13 protein-coding genes are annotated in these 16,631 nt (G+C 70.6%); 6 read left to right on the plus strand and 7 right to left on the minus strand.

The genetic code is table 11. The features are described 5' to 3' along the window. Positions 1 to 49: 49 nt before the first annotated feature. Entirely contained in the window at positions 50 to 2,839 is a 2,790-nt protein-coding gene (secA, locus tag ACIBK9_RS44095) for a preprotein translocase subunit SecA (protein ID WP_358282774.1), read from the minus strand. Between the two features lie 225 nt (positions 2,840 to 3,064). Between secA and ACIBK9_RS44100 the strand changes: the two genes are divergently transcribed. Together ACIBK9_RS44100 and ACIBK9_RS44105 are read left to right on the plus strand one after the other, a co-directional pair. Further along, positions 3,065 to 3,325 carry an HGxxPAAW family protein gene (locus ACIBK9_RS44100; RefSeq protein ID WP_357970282.1) on the plus strand — a complete coding sequence of 87 codons (261 nt, stop codon included), beginning with the start codon at positions 3,065 to 3,067 and terminating at the stop codon, positions 3,323 to 3,325. A gap of 265 nt (positions 3,326 to 3,590) precedes the next feature. Further along, positions 3,591 to 4,784, plus strand: a complete 1,194-nt coding sequence (locus ACIBK9_RS44105; RefSeq protein ID WP_397164985.1) for a winged helix-turn-helix domain-containing protein — start codon at positions 3,591 to 3,593, stop codon at positions 4,782 to 4,784. Positions 4,785 to 4,933: 149 nt separating this feature from the next. Here ACIBK9_RS44105 and ACIBK9_RS44110 read toward each other — a convergent pair whose 3' ends face one another. The 6 genes from ACIBK9_RS44110 to mtrA all read right to left on the minus strand — a co-directional run bounded on the left by ACIBK9_RS44110 (position 4,934) and on the right by mtrA (position 12,112). Beyond that, positions 4,934 to 5,632 carry a response regulator transcription factor gene (locus ACIBK9_RS44110; protein ID WP_352326269.1) on the minus strand — a complete coding sequence of 233 codons (699 nt, stop codon included), beginning with the start codon at positions 5,630 to 5,632 and terminating at the stop codon, positions 4,934 to 4,936. A gap of 264 nt (positions 5,633 to 5,896) precedes the next feature. Further along, a complete protein-coding gene (hpf, locus tag ACIBK9_RS44115) occupies positions 5,897 to 6,562 on the minus strand; it encodes a ribosome hibernation-promoting factor, HPF/YfiA family (RefSeq protein ID WP_387668776.1) in 666 nt (221 codons plus the stop codon). A gap of 627 nt (positions 6,563 to 7,189) precedes the next feature. Then, entirely contained in the window at positions 7,190 to 7,789 is a 600-nt protein-coding gene (locus tag ACIBK9_RS44120; RefSeq protein ID WP_397164987.1) for a ComF family protein, read from the minus strand. 179 nt (positions 7,790 to 7,968) lie between these two features. Then, positions 7,969 to 9,693 carry an LpqB family beta-propeller domain-containing protein gene (locus ACIBK9_RS44125; protein ID WP_397164988.1) on the minus strand — a complete coding sequence of 575 codons (1,725 nt, stop codon included), beginning with the start codon at positions 9,691 to 9,693 and terminating at the stop codon, positions 7,969 to 7,971. Next, complete coding sequence (gene mtrB / locus ACIBK9_RS44130) at positions 9,680 to 11,416, minus strand: MtrAB system histidine kinase MtrB (protein ID WP_397164989.1); 1,737 nt, start codon at positions 11,414 to 11,416, stop codon at positions 9,680 to 9,682. The genes ACIBK9_RS44125 and mtrB overlap by 14 nt, the downstream gene beginning before the upstream one ends. 18 nt (positions 11,417 to 11,434) lie before the next feature. After that, positions 11,435 to 12,112, minus strand: a complete 678-nt coding sequence (gene mtrA / locus ACIBK9_RS44135) for an MtrAB system response regulator MtrA (RefSeq protein WP_043620615.1) — start codon at positions 12,110 to 12,112, stop codon at positions 11,435 to 11,437. 268 nt (positions 12,113 to 12,380) lie between these two features. On the opposite strand from mtrA, the gene ACIBK9_RS44140 reads away from it, so the two are divergent. From ACIBK9_RS44140 to ACIBK9_RS44155, 4 genes are read left to right on the plus strand one after another with little or no spacing between them, the layout of a single operon-like run. Further along, positions 12,381 to 13,733 (plus strand): glycerophosphoryl diester phosphodiesterase membrane domain-containing protein, encoded by a 1,353-nt coding sequence (locus ACIBK9_RS44140; RefSeq protein WP_397164991.1) that lies wholly within the window; start codon positions 12,381 to 12,383, stop codon positions 13,731 to 13,733. Next, positions 13,730 to 14,356, plus strand: coding sequence for a DUF4129 domain-containing protein (locus tag ACIBK9_RS44145; RefSeq protein WP_397164992.1), 627 nt, complete (start codon positions 13,730 to 13,732; stop codon positions 14,354 to 14,356). Before ACIBK9_RS44140 ends, ACIBK9_RS44145 begins: the two co-directional genes overlap by 4 nt. Continuing rightward, positions 14,353 to 15,618, plus strand: coding sequence for a DUF4350 domain-containing protein (locus tag ACIBK9_RS44150; protein ID WP_397164994.1), 1,266 nt, complete (start codon positions 14,353 to 14,355; stop codon positions 15,616 to 15,618). Before ACIBK9_RS44145 ends, ACIBK9_RS44150 begins: the two co-directional genes overlap by 4 nt. Positions 15,619 to 15,631: 13 nt before the next feature. Beyond that, entirely contained in the window at positions 15,632 to 16,588 is a 957-nt protein-coding gene (locus tag ACIBK9_RS44155) for a MoxR family ATPase (protein WP_358282759.1), read from the plus strand. The last annotated feature ends 43 nt before the right edge of the window (positions 16,589 to 16,631 follow it).

The following is a 16,631-nucleotide window of genomic DNA, read 5'->3' on the forward strand; positions in this document are numbered from 1 at the left end:
TCCTGCTCGCGCAGGGGGACGGGGGCCCGTTCAGGCTCGCCTCAGCGGGTCAGACGGCGTTCTTCGGGTCGCCGTGGCAGCGCTTGTACTTCTTACCCGACCCGCAGGGGCAGGGCGCGTTGCGCTCGACGTTCCCGTACGCGGCCCGCTCGGCCGACGTGGTGCGCACCCGCGTGTGCTCGACGTCGCCCTGCTCGCCCGGGGCGGAGTACTCAAGCTCGGCCGGGCGCTGCGGCGCGCGCAGGGCGGTGGAGATGATCGACCGCGTCTCGGTGACCGCGGCGTCCTCCTCCTCGACGATCGGGTTCTCCTGCACCTCGACCTCAAGGTTGAACAGGAAGCCGACGGAGTCCTCCTTGATGCCCTCCAGCATCGCGGAGAACATCTCGAAGCCCTCGCGCTGGTACTCGATCTGCGGGTCCTTCTGCGCGTAGGCCCGCATGCCGATGCCCTCGCGCAGGTAGTCCATCTCGTAGAGGTGCTCGCGCCACTTGCGGTCGAGCACCGACAGGATGACCTGACGCTCGAAGTTGCGCGTGGCCTCCGCCCCGAGCTGCTCCTCGCGCCTGGCGTACGCCTCCAGGGCGTCGGCCTTGATCTTCTCGGAGATGAACTCGGCGGTCAGCTCCTCGCGGCTGCCGGCCTCCTCGACGAGGTTGTCGATGGTGACCGTGACCGGGTAGAGCTCGCCGAACGCCTTCCACAGCCGGTCGAGGTCCCACTCCTCGGCGAAGCCCTCGGAGGTGGCGCCCGCGACGTAGCCGTCGATCACGTCGCCGATGAAGCCGCGCACCTGGTCGTGCAGGTCGGCGCCCTCCAGCACGCGGCGGCGCTCGGAGTAGATCACCTTGCGCTGCCGGTTCATGACCTCGTCGTACTTCAGAACTTCCTTGCGGATCTCGAAGTTCTGCTGCTCGACCTGGTGCTGGGCGGAGGCGATGGCCTTGGAGACGATGCCCGACTCGATCGGCTGGTCGTCGGGGATGCTCAGCCTGTTCATGATCAGCTCGACCCTGGCCGCGTTGAACAGGCGCATGAGGTCGTCGCCGAGCGAGAGGTAGAAGCGCGACTCGCCGGGGTCGCCCTGACGGCCGGAACGGCCGCGGAGCTGGTTGTCGATGCGGCGCGACTCGTGCCGCTCGGTGCCGAGGACGTAGAGGCCGCCGAGCTGGGTGACCTCGTCGTGCTCGGCCTTGACGGCCGCCCTGGCCTTCTCCAGCGCCTCGGGGTAGGCCTTCTCGTACTCCTCCGGCGTGTCGACCGGGTCGAGGCCGCGCTGGCGCAGTTCGAGGTCGGCGCGGAACTCGGAGTTGCCGCCGAGCATGATGTCGGTGCCTCGACCGGCCATGTTCGTGGCGACGGTGACGGCGCCCTTGCGGCCCGCCTCGGCGATGATCGACGCCTCACGCGCGTGGTTCTTCGCGTTGAGCACCTCGTGCGGCACGCCGCGCCGCTTGAGCGCCTTGGACAGCCGCTCGGACTTCTCCACCGACGTGGTGCCCACGAGGACCGGCTGACCGGCCTCGTAACGCTCCTTGATGTCCTCGACGACCGCGTTGAACTTGGCGTCCTCGGTCTTGTAGACGACGTCCGGCTGGTCCTTGCGGACCATCGGCCGGTTGGTCGGGATCGGGACGACGCCCAGCTTGTACGTCTGGTGGAACTCGTTGGCCTCGGTGGCGGCCGTGCCGGTCATGCCGGACAGCTTGGCGTAGAGGCGGAAGTAGTTCTGGAGGGTGACCGTGGCGAGAGTCTGGTTCTCGTCCTTGATCTTCACGCCTTCCTTGGCCTCGATGGCCTGGTGCATGCCCTCGTTGTAGCGCCGGCCGTGCAGCACGCGGCCGGTGAACTCGTCGACGATGAGCACCTCGCCGTCGGCGACGATGTAGTCCTTGTCCTTCTTGAACAGCTCTTTCGCCTTGAGCGCGTTGTTCAGGAAGCCGACCAGGTGGGTGTGCTCGGGCTTGTAGAGGTTGTCGATGCCGAGCCAGTCCTCGACCTTCTCGACGCCGGCCTCCAGGATGCCGACCGTGCGCTTCTTCTCGTCGACGATGTAGTCGCCGGTGCTCTCCTCGCCCGGGTTCTTCGCCTCGACGCCCTTGCGCAGCCGCGGAACGATCTTGGCGAACTCGCTGTACCACTTGCCCGACTGCTCGCCGGGGCCGGAGATGATCAGCGGCGTGCGGGCCTCGTCGATGAGGATCGAGTCGACCTCGTCGACGACCGCGAAGTTGTGGCCGCGCTGGACGCACTCCTCCAGCGACCACGCCATGTTGTCGCGCAGGTAGTCGAAGCCGAACTCGTTGTTGGTGCCGTACGTGATGTCGGCCTCGTACTGCTTGCGACGCTCGTCGGGCGCCTGCCCGGACACGATGCAGCCGACCTCCAGCCCGAGGAAGCGGTGCACGCGGCCCATGGTCTCGGCGTCGCGCTTGGCCAGGTAGTCGTTGACCGTGACCACGTGGACGCCCTTGCCGGACAGGGCGTTGAGATAGGCGGGCAACGTACAGGTCAGGGTCTTGCCCTCACCGGTGCGCATCTCGGAGATGTTGCCCAGGTGGAGGTTGGCGCCGCCCATGATCTGCACGTCGAAGTGCCGCTGGCCGAGCACGCGGCGAGCCGCCTCGCGGACGGTCGCGAACGCCTCGGGAAGCAGGTCGTCGAGGCTCTCGCCGTCGGCGTAACGCTGCTTGAACTCGTCGGTCAGCGCGCGCAACTCCGCGTCGGACAGGCTCGTGAAGTCGTCCTCGATGGAGTTGACCTGATCGGCGATCCGCTTGAGCTTGCGCAGAGTCTTGCCTTCGCCGGCACGTAGGATCTTGTCGAGAATGGCTGCCACTTTATGTAAAGCTCCTCGCAGGTCTACCCCGGCGGCGCCGCCAGGAGGAGAGGCCGAGACAAACTTCCCCGGTTGCCATCGTAGGCGGTTCCGCAACCAGACACAGCCACCGTGACGACGAGGGCGCCGGACACGTCTGGGAGAATGGGGCCAAGGCAGAGGGTATGCCGGTTGAGCGCCGGTTCGCACCAATAGCGGGATATCCGGCAAAGGAAGGATTTAGTCATGGTTGAGGGGAAGAAGTCCGAGCACACGGAGAATCTCGGCAACCACGGCGGGCGCGCCTCCTCGTGGCTGGCCGTGACTGTCATGGTGGTGGGCACCATCGTGGCCGGCTTCGGGCTGACGGCCGACAACTGGACGCTGGTCTGGGTCGGCGCCGGTGTGTTCGTCGTCGGCGGCATCCTCGCCCTCGTCTTCGACATCTTCACGGACGTGGTGATCGACGCGCCCCGCGTCGGCATGCGCGCCGAAGACCACCGCTGACCCACCCGGCACACGGCGGGCCCCGACGGACCGGGCGCCCGCCGTTCCCATGCCCGGCCCCTCCTGGACTCTTTCTTCTCGGCATCCAATTCCCCAACCCCGGTACATCGGCGTGTCGCCCCCGCCCCTTGCACGGCGCGTCTTTCCCGGCCCGCCCTTCCGGTCCAGGGCGTGCCCGGGGGTGGGCCGATTCTGTCGGTGGGCGCCGCTAAATTCCTCCCATGGATAGCCCTACCGTCCCCCAAAGCCTCCCGGGGTTCGCCGCATGACGAACGTGACCGACCTGACCGCCGACGAGGCGCGCCGGGTCATCCTGCGCGCCCAGGGGCTCATCGGCGCCGACGCGCGCAAGGGCGGGGTGCGCGGCATGCTCCGCCGGCTCGGCGCCGTACAGCTCGACACGATCTCCGTCCTGGCCCGCTCCCACGAGCTGGTCGCCTACGCGCGCCTGGGCGCGGTGGGCAGGCCCACGGTCGAGCGCGCCTACTGGCACGATCCCGCCCAGAGCTTCGAGTACTGGTGTCACGCCGCCTGCATCCTGCCCATCGAGCACTGGCCGCTCTACGCCTTCCGGCGCCGCGCCTACCGCGACCGGCGCTACCGCTGGCACGAGGTGCCCGACAGCGTCGACAAGCTGCTGCAGCAGGTGCGCGACTCGGGCCCGCTCACGACATCCGACGTCGGCGGCGCCAAGAACGGCGGCCCGTGGTGGGACTGGTCCGACTCCAAGATCGGGCTGGAGTGGCTGCTCGACATCGGTGAGATCACCTGCGTGCGCCGCGTCGGCTGGCGCCGCGTCTACGACCTGACCGAGCGCGTGGTGCCCGCCGACCTGCTGGCCGACGACCTGCCCGACGAGGAGTGCGTCGTCCTCCTGGCCGCCATCGCGGGCCGGTCGCTCGGGGTGGCCAACCGTACCGACCTGCTCGACTTCCTGCGGCTCAAGGGCAAGTACGCGGCGATGCTCGACCAGGCCCTGCTCAGCGGCGCCGCCGGGCTGGTGCCGGTCAATGTGGCGGGCTGGCCGGCCAAGAAGGGCCAGGCCAACGCGTGGGCCGATCCGCAGGCGCTGGAGTCCGAGCCGCGCGGCCGCCACCGCACGACGCTGCTGTCGCCGTTCGACTCCCTGATCTGGCACCGCGGCCGCACCGAGCGCGTCTTCGGCTTCAAGTACCAGCTTGAGCTCTACGTGCCCAAGGAGAAGCGCGTCCACGGCTACTTCACGATGCCGGTGCTGGCCGGGGGCCGCCTGATCGGCCGGGTCGACCCGGCTCGTGAGGGCACCACCCTGGTCGCCCGTCAGGTCCACCTGGAGCCCGGCCTGTCCCCGGCCAAGTGGGCCGACGCCTTCCGCGACGCCCTGTGGTCGGCCGCCGATTGGGTGGGCTGCGACGCCGTCCGCGTCGAACGCACCGACCCTCCGGAGCTCGCCCACCTCCTGACCGCGCCACGGCCGTAGATCATCAGCGGGCCGGCGCCACGGCCTCGCCCGCCACGGCCGGAGAAAGGGGAACAGCGAACGAGGGACGGCGATCGCGCCGGCTCACCGTCCCGGGAGGACAGATCCGGGGGCGCGGCCGGCGGCCTTCGCACATGCCCGCGCCAGGGTCAGGTGATCTCCAGCATGCGTTCGCGTACCGCGTAGACCACCGCTTCCATCCGCGAGTGCAGCTGAAGCTTGTCGAGGATGTTGCGGACGTGGTTCTTCACCGTGTTCTCGGAGATGAACAGCTGCTTGGCGATCTCGCGGTTGTTCATGCCCTTGGCGACCAGGCGCAGGACCTCCATCTCGCGGTCGGTCAGCCGGGGCACGGGGAGCTGCGGCGGGCGTTCGGCCTCCTTGCGGCTCATGTTCGCGAACTCGCTGATGAGCTTGGCGGCCATCGCCGGGTTGATTAAGGACTGGCCCTCGTGCACGCCCCGCACCGCGGCGGGCACGTCGTTGATCTGCACGTCCTTCAGCAGGTATCCGGTGGCGCCGGCCTTGATGGCCTCGAAGAGGTCCTCCTCCTCGTCGCTCACCGTCAGCATGATGATGCGGGTGCTCGGGACGGACGCCCTGATGCTCTTGGTCGCCTCGATCCCGTCCTGCCGGGGCATGCGCACGTCCATCAGCGCGACGTCGGGCATGAGGCGATCGGCCAGTTCGACCGCCTCCTGCCCGTCGCTCGCCTCACCGACCACCTCGATGTCGGGCTCCGCGGCCAGCGTCAACGCCAGGCTTCGCCGGATCAGCTCGTGATCGTCAACGATCAGCACGCGGATCGGCTCGCTGTCTGCCGTGCGGACCTCGCCGGACTCGGTCACGAGCCCTCCTCGGTCCGACTTGCGCCTGCCTTGCTCACGGGGAACCTGCTCATCGGACGGCCGCTCCGCTGTCACGCCCGGTCGGGGCCGTAGCGGCGGTCCGCATGGCGGTTGTCCCGTCAGTACCCTCGCTTCGCTCGCTCATCTGAACCTGACTGAGCTCGCTCACGTCTCCTCCTCGTCGGGGGGCCAGAGCCGTCGGACCGCCATGATGGCACGTATGGCACGGTCCTCGGGTGGTCGAGAAGATCTTCCGGTGTGCGATCAGGGCTCTACGAGCCGCAACACGCCGTAGTTGTACCCGCGCCGGTTGTAGACCACGCTCGGCAGGCCGCTCTCCTTGTCACGGAACAGGTAGAAGTCGTGCCCGACCAGTTCCATCTCGAGCATGGCCTGGTCGATGGTCATGGGTTCCGCTCTGTGGAACTTCTCCCGCACGACGAGCGGGCCGTCGCCGTCCATCTCGATCGGGACGATGTCGTCGTCGAGCTTGTCCTCCTGCACCGGCAGGTCCTCGTAGGACTCGGCCGGCTCGGGGACGGGCTTGGTTCCCCGGGACGGCGGGCCGGCGACGTCAGGGAGCGTCGCGGTGAGCTCCGCCACCGAGGGCGGGCAGTGGTTGCCGTGATGGACCTTGCGCCGGTCGGCCAGCCGGCGGAGGCGGCCTTCCAGCTTGTCGAGGGCCAGGTCGAGGGCTACGAACCGATCGTCGGCCGAGGCTTCGGCGCGGATGGCCGGGCCTTTCGAATGGATGGTGAGTTCGACGCGCTCGCGCTGGTCGGCGAGGCGAGGGTTGCGTTCTTTGGACACCTCCACATCGACTCGGATGAGTTTGTTGTCCAGACGTTCGATCCTGGCCAGCTTGGTCGTCACCTGGTCTCGGAACCGGTCACTCACTCCTGTGTGCCGACCCTTGACGATGATGTCCATGCAACAGCCCCCCTTCGTCTAACGACTGAGCAAGAGCGCCCGACGATGTGCGTACCGGACGGGGTTTCCTGTCCGCCTCTCTGTCACCGCTACCCTCTTCCGCCACGACGTCACCGGGTTCTCGGGTGGCACCCGTCCGGCCGACCTGGTCTTCGACCCCACATTCGCCTGCTGAGGATTTCGCAGCTCTGTTGCCACTACTGCCCTTCTCTTCTGGCGAGGGACATCTGGACCCTCGGGAAGGCAGGACTTACCCCTAAGCCGCACCGTGATCGGTCGACAAAGAGTCGCCTTACGTGGACCGTTTTGCCTGCGGCTGGCCTCGGCTAGCAGAGCCGGGGACACCGACTCTGCGCAACCACGGACCCGGACGGGTGCCATGTCAGAACGCTATCCGCATCCTGGGCGAATGTCAGCCGGAGGCTCGGCCAAAGGATCACTTTCCGTGATTTTCCCGGAGTTCCGGACGTCCGCATGACCCCGGCGCCGTCGGTCGCCAACCCCTGCGGCCACGCGGCTTCCGGTCGCCTGAGCTGTGCCATCTCTTGTTCCCGGGAAGAGACATCCCCTCTTCAAGACGTCCCCAAGAATTGGATCTTTCTTTACCGACAGTGATGCAGAGCAGTTTCAAGATCTTCGGCGTGTCGCGGCGAGGGTGGCCGCCAACGGCACCCGCAGACCGGCGGCGCGCAGTGCTCGCGCGGCTTCGGTGAGCGAGGCGCCGGTGGTCAGGACGTCGTCCAGCAGCACCGCAGACGGCGCTGGAGGGCCTTTCACGCGCCCGGCCACACAGAGGGACCCGGCGAGGTTCGCGGCGCGCTGCGTGGAACTCAGGCCCGCCTGGTCGGCCACCCGCCGAGCCTGCCGCAGCGCCGCCCACGGCTCGGCCCGCACGCCGGACGCGACCAGATGACGGGCGACGAGCACCGCCACCCGGCCCATGGGATCGTGCCCACGGACCCGCAGCGCCCTCCTCGCGCTCGGCACCGGCACGACGGCGAACGGCCCCCGCGCCCATCCGGCCCCGGTCCCCGCCGCCGCGCCCAGCGCCGTGAGCACGGTGAACGCCAGCACCTGCGCCAGCACGCCGGCCAGCCCCACCGCCCCTCGCTCCTTGTACGCCAGGATCGCCGCGCGGGCCGCGCCCTCGTACGACGTGGCCGACCAGAACTCGGGCAGGCCGGGCGGGCCCGGCTCAGGCCCGCGCCTGGCGGGCGCGACCGCCATCCCGGCCGCGCATCCGGCGCAACACCGCGCCCCGGCACGCCCGCAGCCCACGCAGGACTGCGGCAGAAACACATCGAGCACCCCCGCCAACACGCCCCCAGCATGCCCCCCACCACCGACAGTTCCCCGGCTCCGCGCACGCGCCTCCAGCTCAGATGGGAGGCGGTCCGGGGACGGGTTCAGCCCAGGGGGAAGAAGGGGTTCTTGGCGTTGGGTTCGATCTTGCTGGTCCAGCCCTGGCGGTCCTGGTTGAGCTCGATGATCTTGGGGCCCTTCTCGGTGCTCGCCTCCGCGAGCACCCGCCCGTTCAGCGCCGTCACCCCCGCCAGCCGGTCCTTCAGCGGGATCCCGATGGTCTCGCCGTCGCCGATGTCGATCTCGTTCAGGATCTGCCCGGCCTTGCTCTTGATGAGGACGAGCAGGTGCTCGTCGTCCTCCCAGGCGATGTCCTCGATCTCGTACTCGACCTCCGTCGAGGTCAGCGTCTGGAGGTTGCCGAGCATGGGCCCGTTGAGCCCCTCGCTCAGCGCCCCGAGCTGCACGGTGTTCTTGCCGGTGCGCAGGGCCACCCGCACGCCGTCCCTGGCGATCCGGAACGCGGTGACGTCGAGGCCGTCGAGCCCGGGGGCGGAGACGCGCTCGGGGCCGCGTCCGCCGTTGGGGTCGTACCGCAGGACCACCTTGTTGTGCTGGTCGAACGTCCACAGGGAGCCGTCGCGGCGCCAGGTGGGGTCGGTGAGGTCGGCGCCCTCGACGACCTGCTGCCAGCGGCCCTCGGGGGTGAGCCCGGCGATCGAGATGCCGGTGGAGGTCCGGGCCGCGACGATCGCGCCGGTCTGCTGCGTGGACAGCGCGAACGCCTTGAAGTCGGTGTTCCCCTCCCCCGCCGGTCCGGACACGGCGACGCCCGGGCCCTCGTCGCTCATGACGTGCACGGACCCCTTGCTGGTGTAGTACGGCGTGCCGCCGCCGTTCTCCAGCCAGTGGGCCTCCAGGTTGGGCGGCTCGGTCCAGTACTGCTCGCCGTCGACCTGCACCTCGATGGTGCGGCTGTTGGCGACCTTGTTGCTGGTCAGGCTGTACTTGAGCTGCGCCACCAGGGCGGCCTTCTCGCCCAGGTCGAGCGGCAGGAGCGGGCCCGAGAAGTTGATCAGGACGCGGTCCTCGCCGGTGCCGACCGACTCGACCTGCGTGCCCTCGGGGAACACGGTGCCCACGGCGCCGCGCAGCGCGCCGCTCGGCCCCTTGAGCAGCCGCTTGACGATGGTCTGGGCGAAGGTCTCGGTCGGCTTGAGCCGCAGGCACACCCGGTCGACGACCAGGCGCTCGCGGGCGCTGTTGAGGTAGTACAGGTTGGTCAGCCGGTACGCCCGCGCCACGTCGGACTTGGTGAGCAGCAGCCCGTCCGGCAGGTCGTCGACCCGGTAGGCGCCGCGGGCGTCCTTCTTGAGCACGAACGACCGCTCGGGCGCGTTCCCCGACAGCGGCACGTACGCGTCGTCGGGGTCGATGCGGGCGACCTGCTTGCCCTTGAGCCCGTACGTCTCCGGCTCGTCGCCCTCCCCCGGGGGGTCCACCTGGTACGCGTCCTCGATCACCGTCACCGGCCCGGACGCCTTCCACTTGGCCTGGGCCTTGGGCGTCAGGTACCTGGCCAGCACGGTGGGGTCGTCGGGGTAGGCCGCCATGGCCGCCTGGAGCCCCTTGATCAGGTACTCGGGGTTCCAGTCGTCGCGCGGCGGGACGGCGATCATGCGCTGGAACGGCTTGTTCAGCGGATCGCCGCCCCCGGTGTCGCTCACCGTGTACGGCCCGCTCACCGGGATCACGGTGCACCCCGAGCCCGCGCAGGCCACGGCCGCGGCGAGGGCGACCGCGGCGCCCACCCGTCTAGTCCTCCTCATGGCCGCCTCCGTCCCCCGAGGCCGGGAGCAGCACCGGCGTCATGTGGCTGCGCCAGGTGCGCCGCATCTCGATCTCGGGCGGCACCAGCGACAGCGGCGAGCCCTTCAGGTCGGCCCCGGCCAGCCTGGGCAGCGTGAGGCGGAACTGCGAGCCCTCGCCCGGCTGCCCCCACGCCTGCAGCCAGCCGCCGTGCAGCGTGGCGTCCTCGCGGGAGATGGCCAGGCCGAGCCCGGTGCCGCCGATGGTCCTGGCCCTGGACGGGTCGGCCCGCCAGAACCGGTCGAAGACCATCGTCTCCTCGCCCGGCTTGAGCCCGATCCCGTGGTCGCGCACGGCGACGGCGACGGCGTCCCGGTCGGCCCCCACGGTCACCACGATCTCCCTGCCCTCGCCGTGCTCGATGGCGTTGAACAGCAGGTTGCGCAGGATGCGCTCGACGCGGCGGTTGTCGACCTCGACCATGCACGGCTCGTGCGGCAGGCGGATGTCGAAGCGGGTGGAGTGGCGCTCGGCCAGCGCCTCGGAGTCGGCGATGGCCCGGTGGACGACGTCGCGCATGTCCACGGAGTCGACGTCGAGCGTGGCGGCGCCGGCGTCGTAGCGGCTGATCTCCAGCAGGTCGGCCAGCATCGACTCGAACCGTTCGAGCTGGGCCTGCATCAGCTCGGCCGAGCGGGCGGCCATGGGGTCGAAGTCCTCGCGGGCGTCGTACAGCAGGTCGGCGGCCATGCGGACGGTGGTCAGCGGCGTGCGCAGCTCGTGGGAGACGTCGGAGACGAACTGGCGCTGGACCTGCGACAGCTCCTCAAGCTGGTGGATCTTGAGCGCCAGGTTGGCGGCCATCTCGTTGAACGAGTTCGCCAGGCGGGCCAGGTCGTCCTCGCCGCGCACCTTGAGGCGTTCGTCCAGCTTGCCGGCGGCCAGGCGCTCGGCGGCCTGGCGGGCCAGCCGCACGGGCGTGACGACCTGCCGCGCGACCAGGTACGCGATGGCGGCCAGCAGCAGCACGAGCCCGAGCCCCACCACGACGATGGCCAGCCGGACGTTGGACAGCAGCTCCTCTTCCTCGCTGAACGGGAAGAAGTGGTAGACCTGGTAGTCCTGGCCGGTCGTGGGCTCGTGCACGACGCCGCCGACCACGAACGTCAGCGTGGCCTGGCTCTGCCCGGCGAACCTGATCGACTCGATCTGGATCTCGGTCTTGCCGTACTCGGCCCGGTTCATGTACTTCTGCAGGCGCTGCCGGAGCGAGGCGGGCACGTCGGCCTGCACCACCCGGCCCGAGGCCCGCGACATGCCGGGCTTGGCCTCGTTGAGTATGAGCACGTCGTAGCGCTTCTTGGAGCCGTCCTCGCCCGACCCGGTGACGGTGTCCATGACCTCGTCGAGCGGGTTGACCTTCTGGTCGGTGTCGGGGGCCTTGGCGCCGTCGTCGGAGGGCGGGATCAGCGCGTCGGCGATCTGCAGCCGGTCGGCGTACGCCTCGTTGAGCGACGACTGCTGGCTGCTCGCGACCACGGACCGGTTGATCTCGTCGGACAGGAACGTGCCGAGGACGACCACGACGGTCACGGAGATCACCAGTGTGCTGGTGACCACCTGGAGCTGGAGCGAGCGCCGCCACACGCTGCGCACCCGGCCCGCCGCACGGCGCACCCTCCGGCGGACGCCGCCGAGAATCTGGCGGATCGTCCGTCGGCGGGCTTTTCTGGTCGGGGGCATGGCGGGGCGGGGCGAAGGCTAGGCGGGGCCGGCTTTGTAGCCCACGCCGCGGACCGTCACGACGATCTCGGGGTGCTCGGGGTCCTTCTCGATCTTGGCGCGGAGTCGCTGCACGTGCACGTTCACCAGCCGGGTGTCGGCGGCGTGCCGGTAGCCCCAGACCTGCTCCAGCAGGACCTCGCGGGTGAAGACCTGGCGCGGCTTGCGGGCCAGGGCGACGAGCAGGTCGAACTCCAGCGGCGTGAGGTTGATCGTCTCCTCGCCGCGCTTGACCGAGTGGCCGGCCACGTCGATGGTGATGTCGCCGATCTGCAGGATCTCGGGCGTCGGCTCGTCGGTGCGGCGCAGCCGCGCCCGCACCCGCGCCACGAGCTCCTTGGGCTTGAACGGCTTGACGATGTAGTCGTCGGCGCCGGACTCCAGCCCGAGCACGACGTCGATCGTGTCGCTCTTGGCGGTGAGCATCACGATCGGCACCCCCGACTCCGCCCTGATCCTGCGCGCCACGTCGATGCCGTCGGCGCCCGGCAGCATCAGGTCGAGCAGGACAAGGTCCGGGCGTGTATCCCGGAACGCGTCGAGGGCCTTGTCGCCGTCGGAGACGAAGGACGGCTCGAAGCCTTCTCCGCGCAACACGATGCCGAGCATCTCGGCGAGAGCGGCGTCGTCGTCGACGACCAGCACGCGACCTTTCATGGCCCCTCATTCGTTCTACGCATTGTGGGACATACCCGCACGATCGCTGAAGGTTACCCTTGGTCGGCCCATGTGTGGGACATGAGCCCTACGAAAGGCGAATTTTAGGTTCCCCCGGCAACCACAAACCCAGTCTGCGGTAACGGAGCGACTTTCGGCCATCCCCGGCTGCCTTCCTTGCCCCGTTTCGCCGATAAATGAGGGCAAGATGAGCCGGCGAATCACCTCGGTGACACCAGCCACCCGCCCAGCGTGCCAGGATTGGGATATGTCAGACGGTCACGGACGCACGCCCGAGACGCCCCCAGGCTGGTCTGCCGAACAGCCCCCGCCCTACAGCGCCCCGCAGGCTTCACCGTGGACCGCGCCGGGATCGCCCACGCAGACGCCGTACGGCCAACCGTACGAGCCGCAGGGCGAAGCCCCCCAGCCGCCGCCCTACGGCCCGCCGGGGCCTCAGCCACCCTACCCCCAGCCGGGCCACCCGCAGTCCGGTCATCCGCAGCCGGGGTACCCCCAGCCCGGATACCAACAGCCCGGATACCAACAGCCCGGCTACCAGCAGGGCGGCTACCAGCAGCCCGGCTACGGCTACATGCCGCCGCCCGCGCTGCGGCCCGGCATCATCCCGCTGCGGCCGCTGGTGCTCGGCGACATCCTCGACGGCACGATCAAGCTGATCAGGTCCAACCCCAAGGCCGTGCTCGGCCTGTCCGCCGTCGCCGCCCTGCTCGGCGCGGTGCCGCTGGCCGTGGGACAGGCGGTCATGTTCGGCTCGATGGGCGACATCCTCGACGACCCGCAGGCCGCCTCCGCCGGTATCGACAGCTTCTACGGCATCGTCGCCCAGTACGGCGGCATGCTGGTCTCGTACGCGATCCAGTTCGTCGTGGTCACGGTGCTGACCGGCGTGCTGACGCGCATCCTCGGCCGGGCCGTCTTCGGCGGCAACATCACCGCAGCCGAGGCCTGGCACCTCAGCAAGGGCCGGCTCCCGGCGCTGTTCGGGGTCGTCGGGCTGATGGCCGCCATGATGGTCGTGCCCCTGATCGTCCTCGCGCTGGTCGTGGTGGCGCTGGCGATGAACGTCTCCTCCTCCGAGGGCGTCGGACTGACCCTCGGCGTGATGGGGCTGTTCGTCCTGCTGTTCATCCCGTACTACCTGTTCATCACCACGCGCTTCGCGTTCGCCGCGCCCGCCGTGGTGCTGGAGGGCAGGGGCCCGATCGACGCGATGCGGCGCTCGTGGCACCTGGTGACCGGCGACTTCTGGCGGGTGCTCGGCATCCTGCTGCTGACGTCGCTGCTGGTCGGCCTGGTGTCGGGGGTGCTGTCGGTGCCGTTCTCGTTCGGCGGGACGCTGATCGGCATGCTCGGCGGCGGCTCGCCGGGCTCGGCCGTGATCGCGGCGGTGTTCATCGCCGCCGGCGCCACGCTGAGCTCGATGTTCGCCTATCCCTTCCAGGCCGGCGTCTCCGGCCTGCTCTACGCCGACCGGCGCATGCGCGGCGAGGCGTTCGACCTCGTGCTGCAGACGGCGGCGATCGAGCAGCAGCGCCAGGGTTGGGTGCACGCCTCGGCCGACGACCTCTGGCACCCGTCCAACTCAGCCAGGTCGTGAGCCCGGTCGGCCGGGAGGAGGCGGCGCGCAAGGCGGCCGAGGAGCTCCTCAAGCCCGGATACGAGAAGGAATCCCTGTTCGACCAGCTCTACCGGCGTTTCGTCCAGTTCATCGGCGACCTGACCGACGCCGTGACGGGCGGCGGCCCGGCCGGCGGGATCATCGCCGCGGTCGTGATCACGCTCATCATCCTGGGCGTGATCCTGCTGGTCGGCTGGCGGCTGCGCAGGACCGCCCGGCGGAACGCCATGGCCGTCGGCGGCCTCTACGGCGAGCGCGTGCTCAACGCCGCCGAGCACCGCAGGGCCGCCGAACGCCTGGCCGCCGAGGGCGACTGGACGCAGGCCATCCGCGAACGCCTCCGCGCCATCGCCCGCGACCTGGAGGAACGCGCGCTGGTGGACGGCATGCCGGGCCGCACGGCCGACGAGCTGGCCGCCGAGGCGGGCAGGGCGCTGCCCGGCTTCGCCGCCGAGCTGGCCGCCGCCGCGCGCTCGTTCGACGACGTCAGCTACGGCGGCGTGCCCGGCACGCAGGCCGCGTACCAGGCGATGAGCGACCTGGACGAGCGGCTGCGCCAGGCGCGGCCCGTCCCGCTCGCGGTGGGAGGCGGGCCGTCGTGAGCGTCTGGAACTCGGAGCCGGCCGCGGCCGGCAGCGCGCCGAGCGCGAACACCACCCCGGTCACCGCCCCGGCCACCACCTCGGTCACCACCTCCGCGCCGGGGCCCGCCGGGCCCTCCGCCGCCACCTCTCCCACCGCCCGCTCCACCTGGCGGGCGAGCCGCGTGATCGTCGTACTGGGCCTGGTCGTCGTCCTGGTCGCGGTGGCCGCGGTGCTGCTCGGCCCGCAGCGGGGGCCCTCGCGTTTCCTCGACCCCGCCGACACCTCGCTCGCCGGGTCCAAGGCGCTGGCGGAGCTGCTGCGGGCGCGGGGCGTCCAGGTCGACCGGGTCGACTCGGTCGAGGCGGCCGCCGCCAAGGCCGCGGGCGGCGGCCGGCTGCTGCTGGTCACCGACCTGACCTACCTCGACGAGCACCGCCTCGCCGAGATCCCCGGCGACCGGCTGATCGTCGGCGACCTGCCCGGCCTCGGCGTGCTGGCCCCCGGCACGAGCACCGAGCGCGAGCCGTCGCGGGTGCGCTCCCGCGAGCCCGGGTGCGCACTGCCCGCCGCCACGCGGGCCGGCAGCGCGCACGTCGGCGGCCTGGTGCTGAACGCCCCGCCCGGCGCCGCCTCCTGCTACCCCGCGGGCGACGGCTACTCCCTGGTCAGCTACCGCACCGGCGACGGCGCCACCACCACGGTCGTCGGCGACGGCGCGTTCATGACCAACCTGCGCCTGCCCGAGGACGGCAACGCGGCCCTCGCACTCAACCTCGTCGGCACCGGCAGGCCCGTCACCTGGCTGGTCCGCCCGGACAATCCGCCCCCGCTCGACCTGCCCGGCTCCGAGGGCAAGTCGATGTACGAGCTGATGCCTCCGAGCGTGCCGTGGGCGATCCTGATGACCTGCCTGACCGTGGCGCTCGTCGCGTTCTGGCGGGGGCGCCGCCTCGGACCGGTGGTGACCGAGAAGCTGCCCGTCGTCGTGCGGGCCGCCGAGACGGTCGAGGGCCGCGGCAGGCTCTACCGCGCCAGGAGGGCCAGGCAGCGGGCCGCCGACTCGCTGCGCGCCGGCACGGTCGATCGGCTCACGCCCCGCCTGGGCCTGGCCCAGGGCGCCGGGCCGCACGAGCTGGTCGCGGCCCTGGCGGCGCGGATCGCCGACGACCCGCAGGTGGTCGGCGCCGCACTGTACGGCCCGCCGCCGGCCGACGACGCCGGGCTCGTCGCGCTGGCCGGGTACTTGGACTCCATCGAAAGGCAGGTCAGTGAACTCTGAGGAGACTTTCCGCGTGGCCCCCTCGGGCGAGGCGGCCAGGGAGGCGCTCGGCGCGCTGCGGGCCGAGGTGTCCAAGGCCGTGGTCGGCCAGGACGCCGTGGTCACCGGGCTCGTCATCGCCCTGCTGTGCCGGGGGCACGTGCTGCTCGAAGGCGTGCCGGGCGTGGCCAAGACGTTGATGGTGCGCACTCTCTCAGCGGCCCTGTCGCTCGACTTCAAGCGCGTGCAGTTCACGCCCGACCTGATGCCGGGCGACGTGACCGGCTCGCTGATCTACGACGCGAAGTCCAGCGAGTTCGAGTTCAGGGAGGGGCCGGTCTTCACGAACCTGCTGCTCGCCGACGAGATCAACCGAACCCCGCCCAAGACGCAGGCGGCGCTGCTCGAGGCCATGGAGGAGCGGCAGGTGAGCGTGGAGGGCGCGGCCCGTCCGCTGCCCGACCCGTTCGTGGTCTGCGCGACCCAGAACCCGGTCGAGTACGAGGGCACCTACCAGCTCCCCGAGGCCCAGCTCGACCGGTTCCTGCTCAAGCTCACCGTGCCGCTGCCGCCGCGCGACCACGAGATCTCGGTGCTCGAACGGCACGCGCGCGGCTTCGACCCGCGCGACCTGTCCGACGTCAAGCCCGTGGCCACGGCCGAGGACCTGGCGGCCGGCCGCGAGGCGGTCTCCCAGGTGCACGTGGCCCCCGAGGTGCTCGGCTACATCGTCGACGTGGCCCGCGCGACCAGGAGCTCGGCGTCGCTGCAGCTCGGCGTCTCGCCGCGGGGCGCGACGGCGCTGCTGGCCGCCTCCAGGGCGTGGGCGTGGCTGTCCGGGCGCCCCTACGTGACGCCCGACGACGTGAAGGCGCTGGCCAGGCCGGCGCTGCGGCACCGCGTCCAGCTGCGGCCCGAGGCCGAGCTGGAGGGCGCGACCGCCGACGGCCTGCTCGACGGCATCCTGGCCTCGGTCCCGGTCCCGCGCTGATGGCCGGCTCCGACGCACGCGAGAGGTCCGCGGCGGGCTCGGC

This window comes from Nonomuraea sp. NPDC050227 (assembly GCF_044459705.1).
Classification (GTDB): domain Bacteria; phylum Actinomycetota; class Actinomycetes; order Streptosporangiales; family Streptosporangiaceae; genus Nonomuraea.